The following is a 25,125-nucleotide window of genomic DNA, read 5'->3' on the forward strand; positions in this document are numbered from 1 at the left end:
GCAAGAACTGAAGACTCACCATACTGACCAGCGTCGCCATTAAGCGCAGCAAGAGCAGAACCACGGATAACTGGAGTGTCATCACCTGGGAAGTCGTAAGTAGAAAGAAGTTCACGAACTTCCATTTCTACTAATTCAAGTAATTCTTCATCATCAACAAGATCACACTTGTTAAGGAATACAAGAATGTAAGGTACACCAACCTGACGAGAAAGAAGGATGTGTTCACGAGTTTGTGGCATTGGACCATCAGTCGCAGCACATACAAGGATCGCGCCGTCCATCTGAGCAGCACCAGTAATCATGTTTTTAACATAATCGGCGTGGCCTGGGCAGTCTACGTGAGCGTAGTGACGAGTTGGAGAATCGTATTCTACGTGTGAAGTATTAATTGTAATACCACGTGCTTTTTCTTCTGGTGCAGAGTCAATAGCTGCGTAATCTTTAGCTTCACCGCCGTAAGTTTTTGCACAGATCGTTGCAATCGCAGCAGTTAAAGTTGTTTTACCATGGTCAACGTGACCAATTGTACCCACGTTTACGTGTGGTTTATTACGTTCAAACTTGGCTTTAGCCATGATGATCTTCCTTTATAAACTGCTCATGAGGGTCGCCCATGAGCACTTGGTTTTTTAACTAAATTTTAGTTGGGTAATATAGTAATCGAAAGATTACTCGTCGTCACCTTTTTTACCGCCAGCTTGGAACTTAGCGATGATGCCTTCAGCCACGTTACGTGGAGTTTCAGCGTATTTAGCGAATTCCATAGAGTAAGTCGCACGACCTTGAGACATAGAACGCATTTGAGTCGCGTAACCAAACATCTCAGCAAGTGGTACTTCAGCTTTAATTGCTTTAGTTCCACCAGGAAGATCGTCCATACCTTGAACCATACCACGACGACGGTTTAAGTCACCCATGATATCGCCCATGTAATCTTCTGGAGTTTCAACTTCAACTTTCATGATTGGTTCAAGAAGGATAGGATCAGCTTTCATGAAACCGTCACGGAAAGCGTATGAACCAGCCATTTTGAACGACAATTCATCAGAGTCGACATCATGGTAAGAACCGTCGAAAAGAACTGCTTTAACGCCTACAACTGGGTAACCAGCCAAGACACCGTTCTTCATACGTTCTTGAATACCTTTATCAACCGCACCGAAGAATTCTTTAGGTACTACACCACCTACAACTTCTTCAGCGAATTCGTATTCTTTACCAGCAGCTTCAACGTCAAGTGGTTCTAAACGAACATATACATGACCGAATTTACCTTTACCACCTGTTTGACGAACGAATTTACCTTCTTGCTCAATAGTTTTCTTGATCGTTTCACGATAAGCAACCATTGGTTTACCGATATTCGCTTCAACACCGAATTCACGCTTCATACGGTCAACGATGATGTCAAGGTGAAGTTCACCCATACCCGCAATAATCGTTTGACCAGATTCTTCATCTGTACGAACGCGGAACGATGGATCTTCTTTAGCCAAACGACCTAAAGCGATAGACATTTTTTCTTGGTCAGCTTTAGTTTTTGGTTCAACAGCCAATGAAATTACTGGCTCTGGGAATTCCATACGCTCAAGTGTAATGATGTTTTTCTCATCACATAATGTATCACCCGTGGTAACGTCTTTAAGACCTACACACGCTGCGATATCACCTGCACGGATTTCATCAAGATCTTGACGTTCGTTCGCATGCATTTGCACGATACGACCGATACGCTCACGCTTAGATTTAACTGGGTTATAAACTGGATCACCTTGTTTAAGAACACCAGAGTAAACACGTACGAATGTTAAGTTACCTACGAATTTGTCGTTCATAATTTTGAACGCAAGCGCAGAGAACGGAGCTTCGTCAGATGCTTCACGAGACGCTTTAGTTTCGTCTTTGTCGTCAAGGATACCTTCGATTGCTTTAACTTCTGTAGGTGATGGTAAGAATTCAATTACAGCATCCAACATACGTTGAACACCTTTGTTTTTGAACGCAGAACCACAAAGCATTACTTGAATTTCAGATGCTAATGTACGAGCACGTAAACCAGCAATGATCTCTTCTTTAGAAAGATCACCTTCTTCAAGGTACTTGTCCATCAACTCTTCTGAAGCTTCAGCAGCAGCTTCAACCATCTTAGTACGCCATTCGTTAGCCGTATCAACGAGGTCAGCTGGAATATCGCCGTATTCAAACTTCATACCTTGAGATGCTTCATCCCAGATAATCGCTTTCATCTCGATAAGGTCAACAACACCTGCAAACGTATCTTCTGCACCAATTGGCACAACGATAGGAACAGGGTTACCACCTAAACGAGTTTTAACTTGTTCAACAGCACGGAAGAAGTTTGCACCTGTACGGTCCATCTTGTTCACGAATGCTAAACGAGGCACTTTATATTTGTTCGCTTGACGCCATACAGTTTCAGACTGAGGCTGTACACCACCAACTGCACAGTAAACCATGCACGCACCGTCAAGAACACGCATTGAACGTTCAACTTCGATTGTGAAGTCAACGTGTCCCGGTGTATCAATTACGTTGATACGGTGTTGTTGGAATTGGTTAGCCATACCAGACCAGAAACAAGTCGTCGCAGCAGAGGTAATTGTAATACCACGCTCTTGTTCTTGTTCCATCCAGTCCATTGTTGCTGCACCGTCATGTACTTCACCAATTTTGTGAGATACACCTGTGTAGAACAAGATACGTTCAGTTGTAGTTGTTTTACCTGCGTCAATGTGCGCAGAAATACCGATGTTACGGTAACGAGTAATAGGGGTTTGGCGAGCCATGATGTCTACATTCCTAAATGTTATATTTAAAACAGGACGCACCAATTAAATTGATGCGCACGAATATCCAAGCAGGCAACTTAAATACCCGCAAAGCTCCCACTTTGATAAAGAGCGATGTTGAATCGAGCTGCTGTACGCATGAATATTCTCCTGATTAGGGACTGTTTTATCCGCTTAGAAACGGTAGTGAGAGAAGGCTTTGTTGGCTTCAGCCATACGATGCACGTCTTCACGTTTTTTGATCGCTGCACCTTTACCTTCAGCTGCATCAAGCAACTCACCAGCAAGACGTAAAGCCATCGTTTTTTCAGAACGCTTAGCAGCAGCATCTACTAACCAACGCATAGCTAAAGCAGTACGACGGGATGGGCGTACTTCCATAGGTACTTGATAAGTAGCACCACCAACACGGCGTGCTTTTACTTCAACCATAGGACGAACTTTTTCAAGAGTAGTCTCGAAAAATTCAACTGGGTCTACTTTGTTTTTTTCTTGAACACGTTCTAAAGCACCGTAAACGATACCTTCAGCAACAGATTTTTTACCATCTTGCATTACGTGGTTCATGAATTTAGCGATTGTTTGGCTGCTAAATTTTGGATCTGGAAGGATCTCACGAGCAGCGACTACGCGACGTCTTGGCATTTTAATACACCTAATAATATGACACTTCAGGATGATCCAGCAGTTGTACTAAGTGTCGTGTACATGACGCTGGCCTTACTATACGTCGCTTGAATTACAAATCTATGAAGAATTCAAACAAGCGAAACGCTAAAGGGTTGCTTGGGCTAGTTTCCTAGAATTACTTCTTAGGACGTTTAGCACCGTATTTAGAACGTGACTGGTTACGATCTTTCACGCCAGCACAGTCTAAAGAACCACGAACGGTATGGTAACGTACACCTGGTAAGTCTTTAACACGACCACCACGGATAAGAACAACACTGTGCTCTTGTAAGTTATGACCTTCACCACCGATGTAGCTAGATACTTCAAAACCTGAAGTTAAGCGAACACGGCAAACTTTACGCATTGCTGAGTTAGGTTTTTTAGGTGTAGTCGTATATACACGTGTACATACACCACGACGTTGTGGACAAGCCTTCAACGCAGGAACTTTTGATTTTTCAATCAAAGTTGTACGACCCTTACGGATCAACTGATTTGTTGTTGCCATTTGGCAATTCTCCCGTTATTAAACAACCTCAAAAAGAAAAACACCTCTTTTCAAGGGCACATAATTGTAAGCCAAGAAGTAAAAATGGTCAACATTGCGATGCATAGCAAATGCTGACCATTCCTAGAGTTTTGTTAATTTTCAGTATGTATTACACATCCTGAAATAAATTAGCTGTGTTTGTTCGACGCTGGCTCAATATCTATCGTCTTTTGTTCAGTGACAAGTTCTGCTTTTTCAGTCAAAACTTGTTGCTCTTCTGCATCGCTTAAAGCAGGCTGCTGTTTCGTATGTTCATGTTCAACCACATGCTTTTCAGCGAGTTGTTCAATCCCTAACTCTACCTCATCAAGCTTAGATTCATTAGTCTCAGCCTGTTTTTTCGCCTGAACCTCTACCTGAGTGATCACTTCATTCTGAGCGTTACTTTGCGATGCATTGTTTACATTCTCCGCATTTAAAAGTCTTGGACTTGCTTTTTTCAATAAAGCTTCAGCCTTTAAATAAGCCTCTAATGGAGAAATATTTTCATCTGGATGCTCATTTAAATAGAAACGTGCAGCACCAAAAATAGACTGCGATTTATGTCCAACATCTTCTAGAAGCTTCCAACTATAAAAACCACCTAAGGCAGCTCCTGCAACTGGTGTTAACCGGCCTATAACAGAAACTTGTGGAATATGATTGAGCCACCCCCACTTAAACTGCCCTTCTTCATCGACCAGCCATTTCTTAATAAGTTCAATATCATTATTTGAACCCAATAATTGCTGAAATTGCTGTAAGTCATGTGTTTCTAACATTGATTTTAATGCTTTCAGTGCGAGTAATAATGTTTGCTTTTCAGCAACAAGACCCAAATCAATTTCTTTAAAAATAAAAGCAACAATCTCTTGGTCTGCATCTTCTGACAAGTCAAAGCCATGAGAGCGCCCCGTTTGGTAGATTGTTCTCAGCGCTAAAACGATAGATGCAGGAATATCAACAGCAGCACCCCATACACCTGTTGCACCTGTTATTAAACCTTGAGCAGCAGCTAATAATTTATTTTGTTCAATCAATGCTTGACTTAAACGTTGTGAGCGACCTGTATCACGCGTCAACTCAGCAATGTCTTTGACTCCAGCTTCTTCAAGAATTTTCTCAGTTAAAGAGCTGTTTGAACTGAACTCGTTTAACCATTGAAATAAATAGTCAGAAACTTTTTCACCAAGATCTGGTGAAACAAAGGTCGCTACATTATTTACTCGACCGTAATGACGACCAAGTAATTGATGGGACAATTTAGGTAACTGTTGACGAAGCATATGTTGTGGACTTTCATAACTCTCCACCTCAAATGGGCTTTTAAAACGAGCTTTTCCCTCAACAATCTGTGATGCATTCGCAAGTTCAGCACCAGATGTGGTTGGAGCTACTTGAAGTTTTTGTAATTCGGAACTGAGCTTTTTAGCCACTCCAAAGGCTTGTGCAAATAAACCTGAAGTTTGCTTGTTTTTAGATTTTGCCATCAAGAACCTCTGCTCTGTAATCTGTGCATTTCTAGGTAAATACTAGGTTGAATGCAGATTTATCTCAACTTTTATCTGTATTCTTTCATTACGTTTCGTCACAACATCACTTATGTTTACCAATATTTACACAACTGGAAATAGGCATAAAATTTGCCATAAGAAATAAAAAACCTTTCTGCTATCATGGTGTCATTCACTCAAAAGCCATTTTAATCGTTATATTCTCCTGAGTTGTATTCATAGCGATAACTACAAAGGCTTCGTATTACCATAAAAGGGAACTGTAAATGAAACGTGTTGTAATCACTGGTATGGGCATTAACTCATGTATCGGTAACTCTTTAGAAGAGGTTACTCATTCTCTAAAAAATGGAATCTCTGGAACACGTTTTAACCCAACTTATGCAGAACTTAACTTCAAAAGCCATGTAAGTGCTGCAGCAGTACAAGACTTTGACGGTATTGATCGTAAACTTAAGCGATTTATGGGCGTATGCGCGATGTATGCATACAATGCAGCAATTGCGGCTGTGGAAAATGCAGGTCTTAAACAAGAAGATTTAGCCCATAATCCACGTTATGGTATTGCTGGCGGTTCTGGTGGTAACTCAACTGCATCAGTGACTGAAATGGTAAAGCTTCTTGAGGAAAAAGGCGCACGTAAAGTCGGTCCTTTCTTCGTTCCACGTAATATGAGTAATACGATTACTGCAAACGTTGGCGTCGCTTTAAAACTTCAAGGGATCGCGCACTCTATTACTAGTGCATGCGCAACTTCAGCAGATGCTATTGGATACGCTTTTAACCTCATTCAACTTGGTAAGCAAGATTTAATGCTTGCAGGTGGTGGTGAAGAAGACCATTGGTCTCAAAGCTTACTATTTGATGCGATGGGTGCTTTATGTTCTAAATATAATGACTCTCCTGAAACCGCATCTCGCCCATACTCAGCAGACCGTGATGGATTTGTCATCGCAGGCGGCGGTGGTTTTGTGGTTTTAGAATCACTAGAACATGCTCAAGCACGTGGTGCAAATATCTTAGCTGAAGTCGTTGCTTATGCAGCGAATAGTGATGGTGCCGATATGGTTGCACCATCAGGTGAAGGTGCTACACGTTGTATCCTTATGGCATTAGATGAAGCCAAACAACATGGTGTAGAAAAAGTTGATTATGTGAATACACATGGTACATCTACCCCTGCTGGCGATGTAACTGAGCTAAAAGCAATGGAGCGCGCATTTGGTGAAGGCAAAGTTCCTGCGTTAAGTTCAACAAAATCAATGACTGGTCATAGCTTGGGTGCAGCAGGCGTTCAAGAAGCGATTTATTCTGTATTAATGATGCAAAATGACTTTATCGCTCCAAACATCAATGTGACTGAACTTGATGAAGGTGCTCAAGGTTTCGATATTGTACTTGAAAAACGTGATGCAAAACTGAATACTGTGATGAGTAACAGTTTTGGCTTTGGCGGTGTTAACGCTTGCCTTATTTTCAAGAAGTGGGATGCATAATCCCACCTAGGATTATCGATGGATGCACCTTCTGATGCTTTCTTGTGGGTAAAAGCATTACATATTATTGCCGTGGTTTGTTGGTTCGCTGCGTTGTTCTACTTACCACGTCTTTTTGTTTACCACGCCATGAGTGAAGATGCTCTAAGCCATCAACGCTTTGAAGTGATGGAACGCAAGTTATATCGAGGGATTATGTGGCCATCCATGATTGCCACATTAATTACTGCTCACTTTCTAGTTGATTGGGGTGATGCAACTCGACATTACCACGATGCATTATGGTTTTATCTCAAAGTAGGCTTGGTTGGCTTACTAGTGATCTACCATTTAGTATGTGGTTATTACCGTAAAAAGCTGATTGGTAATGCTCACTACAAATCACATAAGTTTTGGCGCTTCTTTAATGAAATGCCAACACTGATCCTATTTGCAGTGGTCATTCTTGTGGTCGTAAAACCTCAGTTTTAAATGAGCGAATCTTCTCGGATGCTGTACTTTGCTTATATGCTTGTACAGCATTTTTCGTATTCATACTAAATATTACAAATAATTAATACACTCTTAGCTCAAACTAGGCCATTTTCTTGTTTTCAAATATCCAAAAACCATTAAATTGCCTAAATACCAAAAAACAACTATCTAACAAATATTCTATTTTAGAATAGATATTTAAGTTTTTTCATATATCAAATTCTGATGATCAAACCATCTCAGCACTATTTAAACAGATTAAATGCTCGATTCATTTCCAGCTTAATCATTTATCTGAAAATAGATCAATTTCAATATCGTCAATTGACTACAGGTGAAATCGAAATGGCACGTTCAGTCTTTGGTCATTTAATTAACTACAAAGAAGTCAAAATTTTTAACATCCCGTACCTACCTTGGCAACCAGAAAACATTTTTATTGCCCCAAATGGAAATCTATTTGTTCATCCCAAGTATTTCCGTTCTGACTACTCAAGTTGCTCAACCAACTTACAAGGAGTTTTTATTCATGAAATGGCACATATCTTACAGTTTCAGCAACAGACGAATGTCATTCTAAAGGGTGTAATCTTACAATTAGGCTATTATTTGAGTTTTAAAAAATACAATCCCTACCATTATCATTTTATTCAAGGAAAAGCTTTCACAGACTACAATATTGAACAACAAGGAGACGTTGCCCGAGACATTTTTTTAAATAAGATTCCAAACATTATTCTTGGGAAATAAAAAAGCTCTATAAATTTAATTTACAGAGCTTTTAAGTAAAAGAACTACAACATGTATTACATAGCAGTACTTTTTTGAGTTTCAGAGTTGAGTTCATGACTATCATCCATTTCAGTCGTAAAATCTACACGCATTGCATCCATAACGATTGTGCTCATACGTCCCGCACCAATTGCTAATCCTAAAGCAATTACAAAATACACAAGCATCAAAGTCATATCATCAACCTCTCTTCAAAATGCTTATTGAGTGAATAAAACTTAGTTCTCATTCTCACGAAGCATTACTGTACCTACACGACCAACAGTAATGGCTAAGCCAGATGCAACAGCTAATATTAATAAAATAGACATATATTTCACCTCACTTGTAACTGGATAGTAGATGTGATCTGCTAGCTTAAGCTTGCTGATCGCCATCATTTAAAATAATCGTGCCTACACGACCAACAACTACAGCTAAACCAAATGCGATAACTGGAAATAATACAACTGACATAGTGAATACCTCTTTGTTTTTCTGAGCATGTATCGCTACATACTTAACTTAAATCACAGTGTACATATGTTCACATTGATTAGGATAATAGCAGTGCACAAATGTACACTCAAGTGTAGCAAATAGATTCCCGACGAACGGTCAAAAAAGGCACAACTCAATAAAATTATATATTTGAATCATTTATATTTTAGAGAAACTCTAAATTTCCGCATTTTTTCAAATCAAGATAGAAATCATACGAAAGAATGATTTCTATGATGTCATTTAGCTGTCATTTCCATATGCGAAATTGACATGAAAAAAATCTTTTTATAGCTATATTAAATTTATTCACAATCATGCACCATAACAACGCAAACATTGAGAAATGTTGCTGTTTTATACAGAAAAACTTGTTATTTTTACGCAGAAAAATGTGCATTTAGTATATATTAGTAAACTTGTCATTTTTCTTTAAGATATAGAATGTTTGACACCATGATATACAAGCGTTTTTAAAACTATACCTATATAAATCAAAACCTTGTATATCAGCACCAGTTAAAACTCAGGATTAGGTTTGAATGAAAAATTTTAAAGTTGCCCTTGCTCAGTTCTCTCCGCATATTGGCAATATTGACGCAAATACTCAAAAGATGGTTGAACAAGCAAATCTAGCGAAACAACAAAAGGCTGATTTGGTCATCTTCCCTGAACTTTCTACCATCGGTTACCCAGCAGAAGATTTATTACTCCGCCCTAATTTACAAAAACGCACCCAAAAAGCGTTCGCTCAATTAAGCGAAGTAAAAGATATTTTAATGGTGTTTGGTTTTGTGCACCAAACTGAAGATGGTCATCGTTACAACTCTGCTGCCGTCATGAAAGATGGTCAAGTTTTGGGCATTTATAATAAACACAACTTGCCAAACTATAGCGTTTTTGATGAAAAACGTTATTTCCAAGATGGTCATCAGCATTTAATTTTTGAGTACCTTGGACATAAATTTGGTGTACTCATTTGCGAAGATGTTTGGTCTCTCAATACAGTTAAACAATTAAGTCAGCTGAATGTAGAAACAGTATTAGTTTTAAATGCATCACCATATGAAGTTGGCAAGCCACAACATCGAGTTCAAACATTAAATGAGCTTGCTAAACAATTAAGTCTTAATGTTATTTACGTTAACCAAGTTGGCGGACAAGATGACTTAATTTTTGATGGATCGAGCTTTGTCTGCAATAACAATGGTCAAGCTGCTTTACAAGCACCAAGCTTTAAAGAAGACCTTTATATTGCAGAGTACGACGCAGAACAAAAACAATTTAAAACGTCTGAAACAGCGCCAGCTTTAGAAACTTTCGCTGAAATTTATCAAGCGCTAGTTCTAGCGACTCGTGATTATGTTCAACGTTCAGGATTTCCTGGTGTCATCTTGGGTTTATCTGGCGGTATTGACTCAGCATTAACGCTTGCAATTGCAGTCGATGCGATTGGCGCTGATAAAGTTCAGGCTGTGATGATGCCGTACACTTACACATCACAAATGAGTGTCGAAGATGCAACTGAACAAGCACGCCGCATGGGTGTGACGTTTGGCATCGCCGAAATTCATCCGATTGTAAATAGCTTCATGCAAACGCTTTATCCATTCTTTGGAAATAGCCCAGCAGATGCAACAGAAGAAAACTTACAAGCCCGTACACGCGGCACATTACTGATGGGATTATCAAATAAGTTCGGTAATCTTGTGCTCTCTACAGGAAACAAATCTGAAATTTCAGTTGGTTACTGTACTTTATATGGCGATATGGTTGGTGGCTTCTCTGTATTAAAAGATGTCTACAAAACTATCGTGTTTGAATTAGCAAAATATCGCAACACTTTAGACAAAACTCCTGTTATTCCTGAGCGTGTAATTACTCGCCCGCCTTCAGCTGAGTTACGTCCAGATCAAAAAGACCAAGACTCTTTACCTGCATATGACGTATTAGATGCAATCTTATATGCATATATCGAAGAAGACCTAAGTCAAGCAGACATTATTGCTAAAGGCTACGAAGCTGCAGTCGTAGAGAAAGTGATTCGTTTGGTTGATCGTAATGAATACAAGCGTCGTCAAGGCGCAATTGGACCACGCATTAGTTCGCGTGCGTTCAGTCGTGAACGACGCTACCCTATCGTCAATGGATGGACAGCGAATGACTGAAAAAATTGTTTCTGAAAAGTCACAATTACTTGCTCAAGCACTTATGCTTGAGCAAGTTGCATTTTATAAAAAACAACTTACAACTGAACTTTCCGCTGAATTTTTTCAGCAGTTCATTCAACTTTTTTTGCAGCACGCACCCAATATTCAACTGAATGAAGTTGTCGAACTCGAACAAATTCAAGCAGTCGTCAAACGCTATGCATTTGAAATGCAGTTGGGTGCAGGGCTATTAGAATTTATTGGTGAAATCGCTCAACGATTGCATGTTTTTTCTTTACAGTCATCAGCAGAGTTACAAGACTTATTTTCAGACCAACAGTTTGAAATGTGGTTATCGAAGTTTCTAGAACTAGAAAATATTCGCCACTATTTGAATCACTTCCTGAGAGAAAGCCCATCTATTCAGCAGTTGTGCCAATATATTGCAACAACAACATTACAGAATAAATTACCAAAATTATTCTCGCAATCTGATGAAGACAGAGTTTCTTCTAGTAAATATGAATGGCAACAGAAACTAAAAACATTCTCTCATCGCCAACAACAACGTATCGAACAAAAAATTGAAGATAGTATTGCTCGCTTCATTCAAGAGCAGCTCGTAGATCTCAGCTTACTTTCAAATGATGATTTAGAGACACTCGCTCGCAATGTTTGGGATGATAATAAATCGAAACCACTCTCTGAATACACCAAGCAAGTAACCCCGCTTGATGTTGAAGAATTTTTCGTGATGATCTACGAATACTGGAAAGAACTACGCGAATCTTCTTACATTCAGGACTTAATTTTATACGGCGTTAAAGTCTTTTATGATTTCTACAAAGATGAAAGCTTAGCAGATGTTTTTGCTGCAATTGGACTAGAAGAAAGTGATCTACAAAACGAGGCTGTTCGGTTCTACCCTAAAGTGGTAGTCGCTTTAGATGAACATGAAGTATTAGAGCCCATCATTACACTAATTTTAAAGCCGTTCTATGAAAACAGCCAAACGTTAGCGACGATAGAAAAACATTTATAAAATCTGTTCTTAAGCCAAAGTAACCTTTGGCTTTTTTTATAAGAATTATAGATAAAAAGAAACCACGCAGAAGCGTGGTCTATAAAATGGTGGCTATGACGAGACTTGAACTTGTGACCCCCGCATTATGAGTGCGGTGCTCTAACCAACTGAGCTACATAGCCGTAAACTGTGTGCGCATTATCTAGTGTTCCACCCTACAGGTCAAGCCTATGGCATTGAAAATATAGGACATATGAACAGTTTTTATTCTTTTAAATTGTATTTGATCATTTTTCAACTAATTTACAGCTAAATTAAAAATTTAATGAAAATGTCAGAATGATTTGTTAAAAATTCAATCAGAAAAATAAAAAAAGTTGTTTTTAAAAAACAGCAGATAAAAAGAGACCACGCAGGAGCGTGGTCTATAAAATGGTGGCTATGACGAGACTTGAACTTGTGACCCCCGCATTATGAGTGCGGTGCTCTAACCAACTGAGCTACATAGCCGAAAACTGTGGGCGCATTATCTTAACTTTCGCTACACACGTCAAGCACAATTTTCAAAAAATCTTAGAAGTGAGCCTATAAGCCGGGTTCTGTCGAGGACGATCATTCCTCTAGGCGCACAATCACTCATACGCTCAAGCGACCTACCCGAATCCAGCACGGGCCGTGCCTCAGGATTCCTATTTGGTCTTGCTTCTGGTGGGGTTTACCTTGCCGTGAACTGTTACCAGACACGCGGTGCGCTCTTACCGCACCCTTTCACCCTTACCTCACGAATGAGGCGGTCTACTCTCTGCTGCACTTGCCGTCGGCTTTCGCCGCCCAGGCGTTACCTGGCACCTTGCCCTATGAAGCCCGGACTTTCCTCCCCTGCTTCAGTCACGGAGACCTCCACAGCAGCGACCGTCCAGCCCACTTCGAGGCGCATCTTATCAAAAATTAAAATTAATTGCTCGCATTTTTTTGTGCCGTGAGCTTTTTATACTTTGCCATCAATTCATCTTGTGATTCCACATGCTGAGGATCAAGAGGAATACAGTCTACTGGGCAAAACAACTGACACTGAGGCTGATCATGATGTCCTACGCACTCTGTACAAAGCGCAGGATTTATTTCATAGATCAGCTCCCCCATATAAATAGCTTCATTAGGGCACACAGGCTCACAGACATCACAGTTAATGCATTCATCTGTAATATATAATGACACTTTACCAGCCTTGTTGATGCTTACGTTCAAATGCTTCAACCACAATGGCTGGAACAAATTTAGTCACATCACCTTTCAATCGTGCAATTTCTCTTACCAACGTTGATGAAATAAAAGAAAATTGCTCCGATGGAGTTAAAAATACAGATTCAAACTGTGGATCAAGTTGACGGTTCATGTTTGCCAACTGAAACTCATATTCAAAATCAGAAATTGCTCTTAAACCGCGTAATACTGCTGTTGCACGTTGTTCACGAAAGAAATTGACTAACAAACCATCAAAGCCCACGAATTCCACATTAGATAAATGGCTCAATGATGCTTTTGCTAACTCAACACGCTCTTCTAAGCTAAACACTGGATTTTTATGGTGTCCAATCGCAATTGCTACAACAACCTCATCAAACATTTTTGATGCTCTAGCAACCAAATCAACATGACCATTGGTAATTGGATCAAATGTCCCCGGATAAATCACACGTGTTTTAGACATGCGTTGTACTCTGCGTCTATGAGATAAGGTGCATATTTTAACAAAAGTTAAGCATAAACGCTAAATTCCTAAATGATGGAAAAAGATTGCGTTTTACGGCACAATAAGCGCAATTGTGGAAGTTTAAATTATGGCGAAAGCAACAGTAGTAAAAAAACATAATGGTGGCACGATTGCTCAAAATAAAAGAGCACGTCACGATTACTTTATCGAAGAAAAATTTGAAGCAGGTATGTCATTACAGGGCTGGGAGGTTAAATCTCTTCGCGCTGGTCGTATGAGCTTGACTGAAAGTTATGTCATTTTCAAAAATGGCGAAGCATTTTTATTTGGTTCGCAAATTCAACCGTTGTTATCAGCTTCAACACATGTGGTTCCAGAAGCTACACGTACACGTAAATTATTACTTTCGCGTCGTGAGCTTGAACAACTCATGGGTGCAGTGAATCAAAAAGGTTATTCATGCGTGCCTTTGGCATGTTACTGGAAAGGTCACTTAGTTAAACTTGAAATTGCATTGGTAAAAGGTAAGCAAATGCACGATAAGCGAGCGACTGAAAAAGACCGTGATTGGCAGCGTGATAAAGCACGTATGTTGCATAAGTAACAACCTAACTCATTAAGACCTTAAGACCTTGCATTTAACTCTCTTTTTCTAAACTGATGTTAAATGTAAGTGTTCTTTACAAATTGCTATTTTAGCTTTTCAAAAATTTCATTCACCAATATTTTGCTATTTCTAATTTTTCCTCCATTTGTAATATCAAGAAATCCTAGCTTACATTTATTACCTAAATTATTGTAATGGAATACTCCAAACTCACTATCAGTCTGATTGATTTTAGGATAGAGTAATAGTGTTTTCTTAGCATTCCAATGTAAGTTATAAACAAACATCTGTTTTAAATCATTATCTGATGGTCTCATTGAATCAACAATTTTCCACTTTGTATCAATTACAAAAATATCATTTTTAATTTTTAAGACAATATCAGGTCGAATTTTCTTATCCTCCCAAAACTTATCTGAATTTTGGAAAGTAACATCTATCTCGTGAGTTTTATGTCTTTGAAGAATGCGAAAAATATATTCTTCCCACAAAGTATTCATATCAAATAAAAGAGTGAGAAGATTTTCACTGCCACAACTTAGACTTGGAGAGTAATTTAGAATAATAATTTTAGCTATTTCAATCGTTTTTCTATATTCATAATTTTTTCTATTCATGACAAACTTATCAAAATCTTTCTTCTGAATATTCACATGGTCAAAATCATGGAATTCATACAATAATCGATTTAACTTATCTTTTAAATCATTCTTTATAAGCGCTTTTAAAATTAATAAACCTTTATAAATAATTTGATGTAGAAAATGATTTCCATCATAGACTTGATGCTCACAATAGAAATATTCTTTATGTACTGAGTTTTTACATATATTTTTAGAAAATAGTAACTTACCTTTTAGCGAATTTTGATTAGATTGATTTTTTCGATATTTTTTTATTAGTCCTTTTTTGATAAGTTTATCAATCTCATCCAAATATAAATCAAAGTAAGCGTCTAAAATCGAATGTTTTCTTTTCTTAAGCTGTGTTTCTGAAACAGATTCAACAGGGATACGCTTACAGACCTTTAACATGTTGAGCAATATATTTTGCCATAAATTTGCATCAGGACTTGTACTATTGTCAGCTTTGGGAAGAATCTCAATTGTTAAACCACCAATTTGAATTACACCAACATAACTTCCAAAACAGATCCCATTATGAATGGGTGTAAAGTATTTATTTTGGTGTAATTCATTGAACTTGACCATTGCATCAAAATGATGTCTCCGAAAAACTCCTGAATCACTGTATCTAAGTTTCTGATGTTCAAAAACTTGTATGAAATTTTTAGTATTCATACACTAGTCTTCGTAAATACTAACGAACGTACTTTCATTCCAATTTTCAGATGAAGTAAACCGATATACTTTTTTGTCTTCCGAGAAATCATGTTCATAATTTAAGTTTTTTGGAAATTTTGCTGTATTTTTTTCTTGAAGAATAAACTTCCCTCCCAAAATCAAACCTATTTTTCCAAAATCTCCATAAAAATATTCTTCCAAAAGTGGAATAATCTTGTCTTTAAAAACCAACTTCAAATCGTCCAAATTTTGAATTCCGATAAAGTATGAATGACCAATTTGATGATCTTTATCAATTAATACTTCAATACGTTGGTTTATAGTTTCAAGTAATTTTTTTAAATTCACATCTTGATATTTTGAATCTGATAAAATTTCAGGATTAGGCTGCATTTCAACAAATGAAAAACGTCTTCTTAAAGCAGTATCAAGTGCTTCTACACTTCGATCAGCCGTATTCATTGTTCCAATAATATAAACGTTGTTCGGAACGGAAAATTTTTCATTGGAATATGGTAAAGTGACTTCAATCTGCTCTTTATTCCCTTTTCTTTTATCTTCTTCAAGCAGTGTGATTAATTCACCAAAAATAGCTGAAACGTTTCCACGATTAATTTCATCAATAATAATGACATAATTTTTATTTTCCTCTATGGATTCTGAATTGAAACCAAACTCGGATTTCAAATAATTAATAACACCTTTAAAATAGCTTGCCCAAAAAGGGTAAATATCATCTCCATTTAAGTTTCGTAATATTCTATCCTTAGTCAAAACACCTTGTCTTTCTTTTTTATTCCCTGTCATTAAACTTAAATTACCATTCTTATTCAATGCAATAGCAAATACTTTACCAGTTGGTGTTTTCAACTCAATTATTTCACTGTCTACTAACTTTTGTTGTAATTTATCATATGCTTTTTCAAAATCTATCGTATTTTTAGGATTAGCTTTTAAACACAGGGCTTTGAAAATTCCATCTTTTACATCATATACAACATTACCATCTGCTGTTTCAGGCTTTATCCCCTCAATAAAATCTTCATAACTTAGACTTTGGTGAAAAGTTGTAAATACAATCTGTTGTGCATTAACTAATTCGTTATATTCTTCATTAATTTTTTCACGTGTTCTTTCTTTATTTCCATTAATCACCTCAACCGCTATTCGTTTTGTATTAAACGTTTTTCCTGTTCCTGGCGCACCAAATAAAATTTGATTGAGAGAGTATTCTGTTGTGATCTTAGATGCCATTCCTTTACTCATATAATCTTTAGGCATATATCCATTTCCTTGAAAATTACTCAAAATTTTTTCTTTATCTAAAGTATCTCGTAAACTTTTCATCCAGTTCGTAATTTCAGCCACAGAATTCTTCTCTGTAGAAAAATGGATACCTTTCTCTTGCATCATATCTCTTACACGAGCAAGACCATCCATACTACGTATACTAAATTCTTTCGGATATAAGGTTGCCATTACAGCTTTTGCATCTTCGCCTATATTTTTTTTACCAATTCTGATTTCTTGTTTTAATCTTGGTAAATAATACTTATCAACTTCTGGAAAAATTTGATGAATCACATATAAAACTGTCCACCACCATCCTGTTTGATTTTCAACAAATGCCTCACTATCTTCATCATAAGCATAGTTTTTCTTATTGTCTTTTTTAAATTTTACTACTACATCTTCCAATATCTGCTCATTATCTATGTTTTCACTTTCAATGTAAGTATTAGGAAAACGTCGATCTCCCTTATATTCATCTAAAATATCTTGACCACAGAATCCATAAAAATCTAGCATCCATTGTTTAATTTCTTCAATTGTTTTTCTTTCTATTGAAAAACTACTACTCCCATATTTTTCCTGCATTTTATTACGAATATTTTCTAGACGAGATATATTGTGTATATGAAAAGCAATTCCGTCCTTACTCCACCGTCCAAGTCTTACCATAGGTTTAGATTGCTGTGTTTCTCCAACTTTTCTACGTCCAAAAGTTAAATAATTATAGCGATCATTTGGATTACCTTTATTCTTTTTATTTCCTTCTTGATCTGCCGCTCTACTTCCTTGAAAGTAACTATCCATCCTTTCATCACTAAAAACTTCTTGAAAAACAAATAATACACTCCAAAACCAATGTTGTTCATCTACGGATAAAGTACTAATAAAGTTTTTAGACATTGAATTATAAGCATAATTACTCTCATGTATTTCTTTGAATTTTTTCACTTTTCCTTCTAATATTTCTAAATTTTCCATATATTTCCATAACCCATTCAAAATATCTAAATATTATCTTTAACTCGAAATAGATTTATCCATGAGGCAATCTCATTAATCATCTGATTAAAACGAGAATAGCACCCTTACGAGACACTGAATATCCCACAAAATATTTTTACAATTTTAATATACTATATTGATTTTAAAAAAATTTAGACTAAGACTTGTTTATTTTCAACTCTGCCAAATATTTCCCAAACTTTCTTGCAGTTTCCAGATCACCTTCTGGCGGTGTAATTTTCACACTGGCATTATCAGATTGTGTCATTAGACCAAGAAAACTCGACATACGGTTAATGTCTAGTGGACTACGCCCTGTCGGCATAAACGGTAAGCCTGCCCATAACATGCCATGTTGCATCGCAAACAAATTAATTTGCTGTAATACCGCTAATTTATCACCACTTAAACCACCACCATTGGTAAAGCCTGCAGCAATTTTTCCTTGCCATGTACGCGCTAACCAACGTTTAGAAGAGTCTTCCATAAATTGTTTCAATGCAGACGTTAGACTGCCCATATAAGTTGGGCAACCCATCACGATGACATCTGCTTGATCTATTAAATCCCACTGTGGTGCAGCGACAGAAATAAGATGCACATCTGCACCTGCTTGCTCTGCGCCTTGAGCAATATATTGTGCAACTTTTGCCGTATGCCCATAAGGACTATGATAAATCACACAAACTTTGACTTGGGGAGTAATTTGCTCAATAACAGACATGGAAAATTTAAAAACCAATGAATTAGATCAAGTTTAACATTTTTAAACCACTCAAGGCGAATCAGCAATCCAAGATATATTTATCGCATAAAAACAAATGTCGCCATTCGTCCTGTTTTAGGATCACGGCGGTAAGAAAAATAATCTTTATCTTGCTGATAAGAGCACTGATTCCCACCTAAAACAGTTCCCACACCGAAACGATTTAAAATAAATTGTGCAATCGCATATAAATCGGCTTGGTATTTACCTTCAAATTGACCAGCAATAAAAGCACTTTCCAATTCAGGATATTTTTCGCAAAAAGCAGCTTTTACCTCAGCGCCCACTTCAAAACAAGGCTGACTAATCGCCGCCCCCAACCATGCCCACGTTGGTTGTGATTGCATTTCAGTCACTGTATTTTCAATAATACCATTGGCCAAACCACGCCAGCCTGCATGTAGGTTCGCAACCTCTGTCCCTTCGGAATTGCCGAGTACAATAGGAAGACAGTCCGCTGTCATCATCATTAATGCATGACCTTGGCGCTGAGTCACCAGCCCATCACCTTTAAGTGCGATAAATGGAATTTGCTCATTGATCGTATGACAAATAGTACTGTGTGTTTGTGTCATCCACGTTATTTTATCAACACCAAATTCTGATAGCTGATTTAATAAGATCATCCGATGATGTTGCACACGCTGTGCATCATCATTGACATGTAGCGCTAAATTAAAACCAGCTAAATGATTATCGGATGTTGCAATCGTTTGCGTATTTTCAATACGTGTTTGCCCAACGAAAATACCTTTGGGTAAACCTTGTACAAATTCCATAAATATCTCCTGAGCTATATTTTCTACCGTCAACCTCTCCCTAGCCCTCTACTAAAAGGAATGGGAATTTAAAGCATTGCAAGACATTGAATTCACAAAAGTCTCCCTCCTTAAAGGAGGGAAATTTAGAGGACGGTTGAGCTTTACTTAATACGCTTCATTTTCACTACGAAGAACTTCAACCAATTGAGTGAAATCTTCTGGCCACGGTGCTTCAAACATCATTTCTTCACCAGTGCGTGGATGTACTAGACCAAGCTTAGCGGCATGTAGTGCTTGACGTTTAAAGCTACGCAGCATATCGGTTAGTTTTTCTGAAGCGCCGGCTGGAAAACGAACGCGATTCACATAAACAGGATCACCAACTAAACCATGACCTAAATAACTAAAATGCACACGAATCTGGTGCGTACGGCCAGTTTCAAGCTGCGCTTGAATACGGGTAAAGTCACGGAAGCGTTCTTTGACATTATAGTGTGTTACCGCATCACGCCCACCGGGTAAAATCGCCATTTTAACGCGGTCAACTGGATGACGTTTGATTGGTTCATCAATCGTTCCGCCTGCAATGATATTACCGTAGGCAATCAAATCATAAACGCGATAAACCGTTTTCTTTGCCAACTGTTTACTCAATGAAAATTGAGCTTCCAGATTTTTAGCAACGACCAATAAGCCACTGGTGTCTTTATCAATACGATGAACAAGTCCAGCTCGTGATAGCTCAGCCAGTTTTGGCGCGTGATAAAGTAGGGCGTTCACTAAAGTTCCCGTTGGATTGCCGGCACCTGGATGAACAACCATCCCTACTTCTTTATTGATCACAATAATATCGTCGTCTTCATAGACAATATTGAGCGGGATATTTTCAGGCTGACTCGATGTTTGTGCTTCAAGCTCAACATCTAGGGTTAATACTTCATTACCTTCACAACGGTACTTTGGCTTAACCGTGTTACCATTTACCAACAGATGACCGTCTTTCATCCACTGCTTAAGTTTCTCACGAGAAAACTCACTCCAGACGAGTGCTGCGACCTGATCAATACGTTGACCTAAATAGTCTTCATCAAGTTGAATTTGCAACGATAAACGTGTTGCAGTTGAGTCAGAATTATGATTATCTGCATCGACAGAATCTTCAAGTAAGAAATCTGTTTCAGAGATGTTTGAATTGGAAGATTGTGCTGAAGTCATTTGATGATCGGTACAAAAGTGGTTTAATAGCACCATTGTAGCTCATTGCCCAGAATAACAGAGGAGTTTTTATGTCGCTACCACGTTATAAAATTACGATGCTTGCGCTTTCTTTAGGTGTAGCATCTGCATTTGTGGGCTGTAGCAGCAATCCAAGCAAAAAAGAAGTGGTTGATAAAGGACCGCAATCAAGCGAACAGGTTTATTTTGATAAAGCACAAAAATCGCTTGATCGTAATCAATATACTGATGCCGTGAAATCGCTAGAAGCTTTAGATACTTACTATCCTACTGGACAATATACGCAACAAGCGCAACTTGAACTTCTCTACGCTAAATTCAAACAAAAAGATTATGAAGGTGCAATTGCACTAGCTGATCGTTTCATTCGCTTAAATCCGCAACATCCAAATGTTGACTATGCTTACTATGTTCGCGGCGTTGCGAACATGGAAATGAACTACGACAGCCTAATTCGCTACACATCTTTACAACAATCACATCGTGATGTCAGTTATATCAAAGTTGCCTATCAAAACTTTGTTGACCTCATTCGTCGTTTCCCAAGTAGCCAATATTCTGTTGACGCAGCGCAACGCATGAAATTTATTGGCCAAGAACTTGCTGAAAATGAAATGAATGCCGCACGATTCAATATTCAGCGTAAAGCATGGTTAGCTGCTGCTGAGCGTGCGCAATGGGTGATTGAACATTACCCTCAAACACCACAAACACCAGAAGCGTTAGCAACTTTAGCTTACAGCTATCAAAAACTTGGTGATCAAGCGACTTCTCAACAATATATCGAGATTTTAAAACTCAATTACCCACATTTGGTTAAATCAAATGGTGAAGTGAATTTACGCGCTGCACGTAAAGAAGGTAGCTGGATTAATCGCGCAACATTAGGTTTATTAGGACGCGAGTCTAAAACTGTTGATGCTAAAAATGTCGAAACAACGAGTGAAACTGAACAGCGTAGCTTAACCAATCGCCTCACTTTAGGCTTATTCGACAAACCTGAATCTGAGAAAACAGCGCCAGAGCCAGTTGCAGCACCAGAAACACCGACTCAGGAAAAGAGCTGGACGAATCGTCTAAGCTTTGGATTATTAGATAAACCTGAACAACAAAATACAACTGAGGAAGATGCTGCAAACTAATTTGCAATCATCTGATACAGCAAACAGGCAAGTCTCCCTTGCCTGTTTTTTATTTTATGCAACAATGGTTCCTGACATTTTTGCACTGTAATAATGTCTTAGTCTTACTCCTGTCTGAAATGGTTTAACGCACATGGCAATTCCACAGCATACGATTGATCAAATATTAGATCGAACCGACATTGTCGATTTGATTGGTCAACGTGTGAAGTTAAAAAAGACTGGACGAACTTATTCTGGTTGTTGCCCATTTCATCAAGAAAAAACACCATCTTTTCATGTTTATCGAGATAAACAGTATTTTCATTGCTTCGGCTGTCAGGCCAATGGCAATGCCATTCGTTTCTTAATGGATATTGATGGACGTAACTTCGTTGATGTGATGAAAGAACTGTCGAATAAGACAGGCATTGATCTCCCGAAAGACAATCACGACAATAAAAAACTCTCGTATAAACGTAGTCCTCAACCAACGCCAGCAGTACAACTACCTGTAACACAAGATAAGACAACTGAGCTTAATCCTCCAATTCAAACGCCGATGGATGATCATTTCATCGACATGGATCGTTTTATGGATGATCCTTTTGCCCAGTTCGATCCATCATTTATGGTGGATGAAAATGTACAGGAAGGAAACCTATATGACTTACTGGAAAATGTTGCGCAATTTTATGAACGCCAACTGCCCAATAGTCAAAAAGGACAGAATTACTTCAAACAACGTGGTTTATCAGCACAAACAATTCAATTTTGGCGTTTAGGTTACGCTCCTGAAGACTGGCAACATTTAGAAAAAGCCTTTCCTCAAGATATTGAAGGGTTAAAACAAATTGGTTTGATTCGATCAAGTGATAGTGGTCGAGATTTTGATTTATTACGTGACCGCGTTATTTTTCCTATTCGTGATCATAAAGGCCGAGTTGTCGGATTTGGTGGTCGTGCACTAAATGATGAAATCAAACCCAAATATATTAACTCTCCTGATTCAGAAGTCTTCCACAAGAACCAATTACTGTATGGCTTATATGAAGGGCGTAAGCTTAAAGCCAATGATTGGTTAATGGTTGAAGGCTATATGGATGTCATCGCCTTGCAGCAGTATGGCATTAATGGCGCTGTTGCGACACTAGGAACAGCAAGTAATGCAGATCACTTAACCACACTATTTAAGCAAAACTCACGAATCACTATCGCTTTTGATGGTGATGCTGCTGGACAAAAAGCAGCACGTCGTACCTTAGAAATTGCACTGCCCTTACTCAATGATGGTCGAGAATTAAAGTTTTTTGTCCTTCCTAATGAACATGATCCTGATTCTTTAATTCGCCGTGAAGGTTTGGAAAACTTCCAAAAACTATTGCAACAAGCTCCATTGTTATCTGACTTTGTATTTGCGCATTTAACGGGTCAGCATGATGTAAGTTCACCTGAAGGCAAAAGCTTAGTCATGGGTGAACTACGTGAGCTTACAGAGTTATTGCCTAAACAAGGCTCATTCCGTTATCTACTCACACAATCCTTTAGAGAAAAATTAGGCTTAGGTAAACGCTTTACACCGCAAATCAGTCATGATGCTTCTTTATCTTTTAATATCCATACCAAAGATGAAGATTTTGCAATTGCGATCTTGATGCACCACCCATTTTTATATATTCATTTTGAAGAATTACGAGCAGTCATAGACCAAACTGAACTATTGGCCAAAATTTTGGCTTCATTAAATATAGTATTTGATGATTTGCCCGATGATCAGGAATTGGCAACTTATTATGTGCTGGGTGCATGTAGCAGCTATAGCCATGAAATTGCAGACATTATGCAACGAACCAATATTCAATCGCTCACGCAAGCACCAGAAGTTGCAGATAAACTGGCTAAAGAATATGCACTCGGTTTACAAGAGAAGTATTTAAGATTAAAACTTAAATCACCGATTACACTAATTGAATCAAGAAATTTGCGTCAACAACTCAATGAATTGACCAAGCAAATCAGTTTACGCTTATTGTCTTAATTGTTGCTATTGTCTTGGTTTACGTTCGTGCTCAAACACATCGTGCAAATGTTGTTGCAACCATTCAAAGTAATCTGGGTTTTCAGATTTCGCAGCTTCTCTTAAAAGAATGGAAGTTGGATGCATCAATTTTTGAGTCAAACGATGTGCGAACTCATGTAAAACCTGTTCAGCTGTATGACCATGCTGTAAAGACTCTAGGGCATGATTGAGTTCCAATTGACTCATTTCTTCACTGTGCTGACGGTATGCTTGAATCGCACCACTCGCCTCTTTAACCTTTTGCTGTGTAAGTAACTGTGTCGCAAGCTGATTGACCATTACCTCTGCTTCAACTGCCGCTTGACGACGTTGCGCAAGATTCTCATCAATCACACTTTGTAAATCATCAACACCGTATAAATAAACGTTATCTAATGACTCAACTTTGGGATCAATATCGCGCGGCACAGCCAAATCAACCATCAACATTTGTTGATAGCGACGCTTTTTAAGGGCATATTTGACATCACTATATCCAATGACTTGATGCAAGCTCCCCGTACAACTAGAGACGACATCAGCACGATAAAGATTTTTTGCTAGCTCATTAAACGGAATGATTTCAACTTCGACTTGATGTCCAATTTCTTGGGCAAGAAGATCTGCACGTTCACGACTACGATTACAAATCATAATCTTAGCAACACCCATCTCAGCTAAATGCTTGGCAACAAGTGTATTCATCTCACCCGCAGCAACAATCATTACCGTTATTTTCTCTGGGTGGCTAAATACTTGTGATGCTAGTTGCGCAACGGCATAACCCATTGATACGGCATGGCTACCGACTGACGTTTCTGAACGTACACGCTTTGCTGCGTAGAAAGCATATTCAAAAACACTATTCAATTCTGGGGATACTGTTTCAGCATCTTTTGATAAGGCCAGAGCACTTTTTACCTGTCCCAAAATTTGCGGTTCGCCAAGCATCAGCGAATCCAAACCACTGGCAACACGCATTAAATGTGTAACAGCTTGAGCGTTTTCGTAACGATAAACATGATGAGTTAATTGTTTTACATCAATATTATTCACTTGGGCGAGCCAGTTTAAGACGCTATCCGCGTCTTCTGTCATGGCATAAACTTCTGTGCGGTTGCATGTAGACACAACCACCATATCTTTCAATGAAGGATGTTGACGTTGCTCCTGCAATAGCACAGCTAACCGCTCTGCATTGAAAGCGATTTGCTCACGTAATTCAACAGAAGCTGTTTGATGGTTGACACCCAATGCAAAGAAAGACATATCAGATCATCATTTCGCTAAATTTATGTTATTGTGCAACATCGGTGTC

22 protein-coding genes, 2 tRNA genes and 1 other RNA gene are annotated in these 25,125 nt (G+C 38.2%); 8 read left to right on the plus strand and 17 right to left on the minus strand.

From position 1 onward, the window contains the following. The 5 genes from ACF8D3_RS08865 to ACF8D3_RS08885 form a co-directional block, all read right to left on the minus strand. Positions 1-578, minus strand: a 578-nt coding sequence (locus tag ACF8D3_RS08865; protein WP_392471164.1) for a GTP-binding protein, incomplete at its 3' end; no start/stop codon positions are given. Positions 579-671: 93 nt separating this feature from the next. After that, a complete protein-coding gene (gene fusA, locus ACF8D3_RS08870; RefSeq protein WP_007481211.1) occupies positions 672-2,810 on the minus strand; it encodes an elongation factor G in 2,139 nt (712 codons plus the stop codon). 177 nt (positions 2,811-2,987) lie between these two features. After that, on the minus strand, positions 2,988-3,458 hold the full coding sequence (rpsG, locus tag ACF8D3_RS08875) for a 30S ribosomal protein S7 (RefSeq protein ID WP_004638185.1): 471 nt from the start codon (positions 3,456-3,458) through the stop codon (positions 2,988-2,990). Positions 3,459-3,618: 160 nt separating this feature from the next. Further along, positions 3,619-3,993, minus strand: a complete 375-nt coding sequence (gene rpsL / locus ACF8D3_RS08880) for a 30S ribosomal protein S12 (protein ID WP_004638184.1) — start codon at positions 3,991-3,993, stop codon at positions 3,619-3,621. Positions 3,994-4,163: 170 nt separating this feature from the next. After that, complete coding sequence (locus ACF8D3_RS08885; RefSeq protein ID WP_392471166.1) at positions 4,164-5,504, minus strand: EcsC family protein; 1,341 nt, start codon at positions 5,502-5,504, stop codon at positions 4,164-4,166. 290 nt (positions 5,505-5,794) lie between these two features. On the opposite strand from ACF8D3_RS08885, the gene ACF8D3_RS08890 reads away from it, so the two are divergent. The 3 genes from ACF8D3_RS08890 to ACF8D3_RS08900 all read left to right on the plus strand — a co-directional run bounded on the left by ACF8D3_RS08890 (position 5,795) and on the right by ACF8D3_RS08900 (position 8,248). After that, a complete protein-coding gene (locus ACF8D3_RS08890) occupies positions 5,795-7,024 on the plus strand; it encodes a beta-ketoacyl synthase N-terminal-like domain-containing protein (protein WP_004881100.1) in 1,230 nt (409 codons plus the stop codon). Positions 7,025-7,042: 18 nt separating this feature from the next. Further along, positions 7,043-7,495, plus strand: a complete 453-nt coding sequence (locus tag ACF8D3_RS08895) for a CopD family protein (RefSeq protein WP_004881102.1) — start codon at positions 7,043-7,045, stop codon at positions 7,493-7,495. A gap of 228 nt (positions 7,496-7,723) precedes the next feature. Beyond that, entirely contained in the window at positions 7,724-8,248 is a 525-nt protein-coding gene (locus ACF8D3_RS08900; protein WP_392471167.1) for a hypothetical protein, read from the plus strand. A gap of 56 nt (positions 8,249-8,304) precedes the next feature. On the opposite strand, the gene ACF8D3_RS08905 is transcribed toward ACF8D3_RS08900, so the two are convergent. Further along, positions 8,305-8,466 carry a hypothetical protein gene (locus tag ACF8D3_RS08905; protein WP_004881106.1) on the minus strand — a complete coding sequence of 54 codons (162 nt, stop codon included), beginning with the start codon at positions 8,464-8,466 and terminating at the stop codon, positions 8,305-8,307. 846 nt (positions 8,467-9,312) lie between these two features. On the opposite strand from ACF8D3_RS08905, the gene ACF8D3_RS08910 reads away from it, so the two are divergent. Both ACF8D3_RS08910 and ACF8D3_RS08915 read left to right on the plus strand, forming a co-directional pair. After that, positions 9,313-10,938: an NAD+ synthase gene (locus ACF8D3_RS08910; protein WP_392471168.1), complete on the plus strand. Its 1,626-nt coding sequence runs from the start codon at positions 9,313-9,315 to the stop codon at positions 10,936-10,938. After that, on the plus strand, positions 10,931-11,962 hold the full coding sequence (locus ACF8D3_RS08915; protein ID WP_004881114.1) for a hypothetical protein: 1,032 nt from the start codon (positions 10,931-10,933) through the stop codon (positions 11,960-11,962). Before ACF8D3_RS08910 ends, ACF8D3_RS08915 begins: the two co-directional genes overlap by 8 nt. Positions 11,963-12,049: 87 nt before the next feature. Here ACF8D3_RS08915 and ACF8D3_RS08920 read toward each other — a convergent pair. The 5 genes from ACF8D3_RS08920 to coaD all read right to left on the minus strand — a co-directional run bounded on the left by ACF8D3_RS08920 (position 12,050) and on the right by coaD (position 13,655). Next, positions 12,050-12,126: transfer RNA gene (locus ACF8D3_RS08920), tRNA-Met, on the minus strand. A 251-nt stretch (positions 12,127-12,377) separates the two neighbouring features. Next, positions 12,378-12,454 (minus strand) — tRNA-Met (locus ACF8D3_RS08925). A 62-nt stretch (positions 12,455-12,516) separates the two neighbouring features. Further along, positions 12,517-12,872: RNase P RNA component class A (rnpB, locus tag ACF8D3_RS08930), an RNA gene on the minus strand. 26 nt (positions 12,873-12,898) lie between these two features. Next, positions 12,899-13,162 carry a YfhL family 4Fe-4S dicluster ferredoxin gene (locus tag ACF8D3_RS08935; protein ID WP_004881115.1) on the minus strand — a complete coding sequence of 88 codons (264 nt, stop codon included), beginning with the start codon at positions 13,160-13,162 and terminating at the stop codon, positions 12,899-12,901. Position 13,163: 1 nt separating this feature from the next. Continuing rightward, entirely contained in the window at positions 13,164-13,655 is a 492-nt protein-coding gene (gene coaD / locus ACF8D3_RS08940; protein ID WP_004881118.1) for a pantetheine-phosphate adenylyltransferase, read from the minus strand. A 130-nt stretch (positions 13,656-13,785) separates the two neighbouring features. On the opposite strand from coaD, the gene smpB reads away from it, so the two are divergent. Continuing rightward, positions 13,786-14,262, plus strand: coding sequence for an SsrA-binding protein SmpB (gene smpB, locus ACF8D3_RS08945; RefSeq protein WP_004881119.1), 477 nt, complete (start codon positions 13,786-13,788; stop codon positions 14,260-14,262). 86 nt (positions 14,263-14,348) lie between these two features. Here smpB and ACF8D3_RS08950 read toward each other — a convergent pair whose 3' ends face one another. The 5 genes from ACF8D3_RS08950 to rluD form a co-directional block, all read right to left on the minus strand. Next, complete coding sequence (locus ACF8D3_RS08950) at positions 14,349-15,566, minus strand: McrC family protein (RefSeq protein ID WP_392471169.1); 1,218 nt, start codon at positions 15,564-15,566, stop codon at positions 14,349-14,351. A gap of 3 nt (positions 15,567-15,569) precedes the next feature. Beyond that, a complete protein-coding gene (locus tag ACF8D3_RS08955; RefSeq protein ID WP_392471170.1) occupies positions 15,570-17,840 on the minus strand; it encodes an McrB family protein in 2,271 nt (756 codons plus the stop codon). 181 nt (positions 17,841-18,021) lie between these two features. Next, positions 18,022-18,588 carry a flavodoxin family protein gene (locus tag ACF8D3_RS08960; RefSeq protein ID WP_392471171.1) on the minus strand — a complete coding sequence of 189 codons (567 nt, stop codon included), beginning with the start codon at positions 18,586-18,588 and terminating at the stop codon, positions 18,022-18,024. Between the two features lie 80 nt (positions 18,589-18,668). Further along, the gene (pgeF, locus tag ACF8D3_RS08965) at positions 18,669-19,409 is read right to left on the minus strand and encodes a peptidoglycan editing factor PgeF (RefSeq protein WP_392471173.1); all 741 of its coding nucleotides are present in this window, start codon (positions 19,407-19,409) and stop codon (positions 18,669-18,671) included. A 147-nt stretch (positions 19,410-19,556) separates the two neighbouring features. Then, positions 19,557-20,606 carry a 23S rRNA pseudouridine(1911/1915/1917) synthase RluD gene (rluD, locus tag ACF8D3_RS08970; RefSeq protein WP_031234748.1) on the minus strand — a complete coding sequence of 350 codons (1,050 nt, stop codon included), beginning with the start codon at positions 20,604-20,606 and terminating at the stop codon, positions 19,557-19,559. 71 nt (positions 20,607-20,677) lie between these two features. On the opposite strand from rluD, the gene ACF8D3_RS08975 reads away from it, so the two are divergent. Both ACF8D3_RS08975 and ACF8D3_RS08980 read left to right on the plus strand, forming a co-directional pair. Beyond that, positions 20,678-21,769 (plus strand): outer membrane protein assembly factor BamD, encoded by a 1,092-nt coding sequence (locus ACF8D3_RS08975; RefSeq protein WP_004881127.1) that lies wholly within the window; start codon positions 20,678-20,680, stop codon positions 21,767-21,769. A gap of 133 nt (positions 21,770-21,902) precedes the next feature. Beyond that, positions 21,903-23,786, plus strand: a complete 1,884-nt coding sequence (locus ACF8D3_RS08980) for a DNA primase (RefSeq protein WP_392471176.1) — start codon at positions 21,903-21,905, stop codon at positions 23,784-23,786. A 6-nt stretch (positions 23,787-23,792) separates the two neighbouring features. On the opposite strand, the gene hemA is transcribed toward ACF8D3_RS08980, so the two are convergent. Then, positions 23,793-25,076 (minus strand): glutamyl-tRNA reductase, encoded by a 1,284-nt coding sequence (gene hemA, locus ACF8D3_RS08985; RefSeq protein WP_392471177.1) that lies wholly within the window; start codon positions 25,074-25,076, stop codon positions 23,793-23,795. Between the last annotated feature and the right edge of the window lie 49 nt (positions 25,077-25,125).

Source organism: Acinetobacter sp. YQ_14, from assembly GCF_043102985.1.
GTDB lineage: Bacteria > Pseudomonadota > Gammaproteobacteria > Pseudomonadales > Moraxellaceae > Acinetobacter > Acinetobacter venetianus.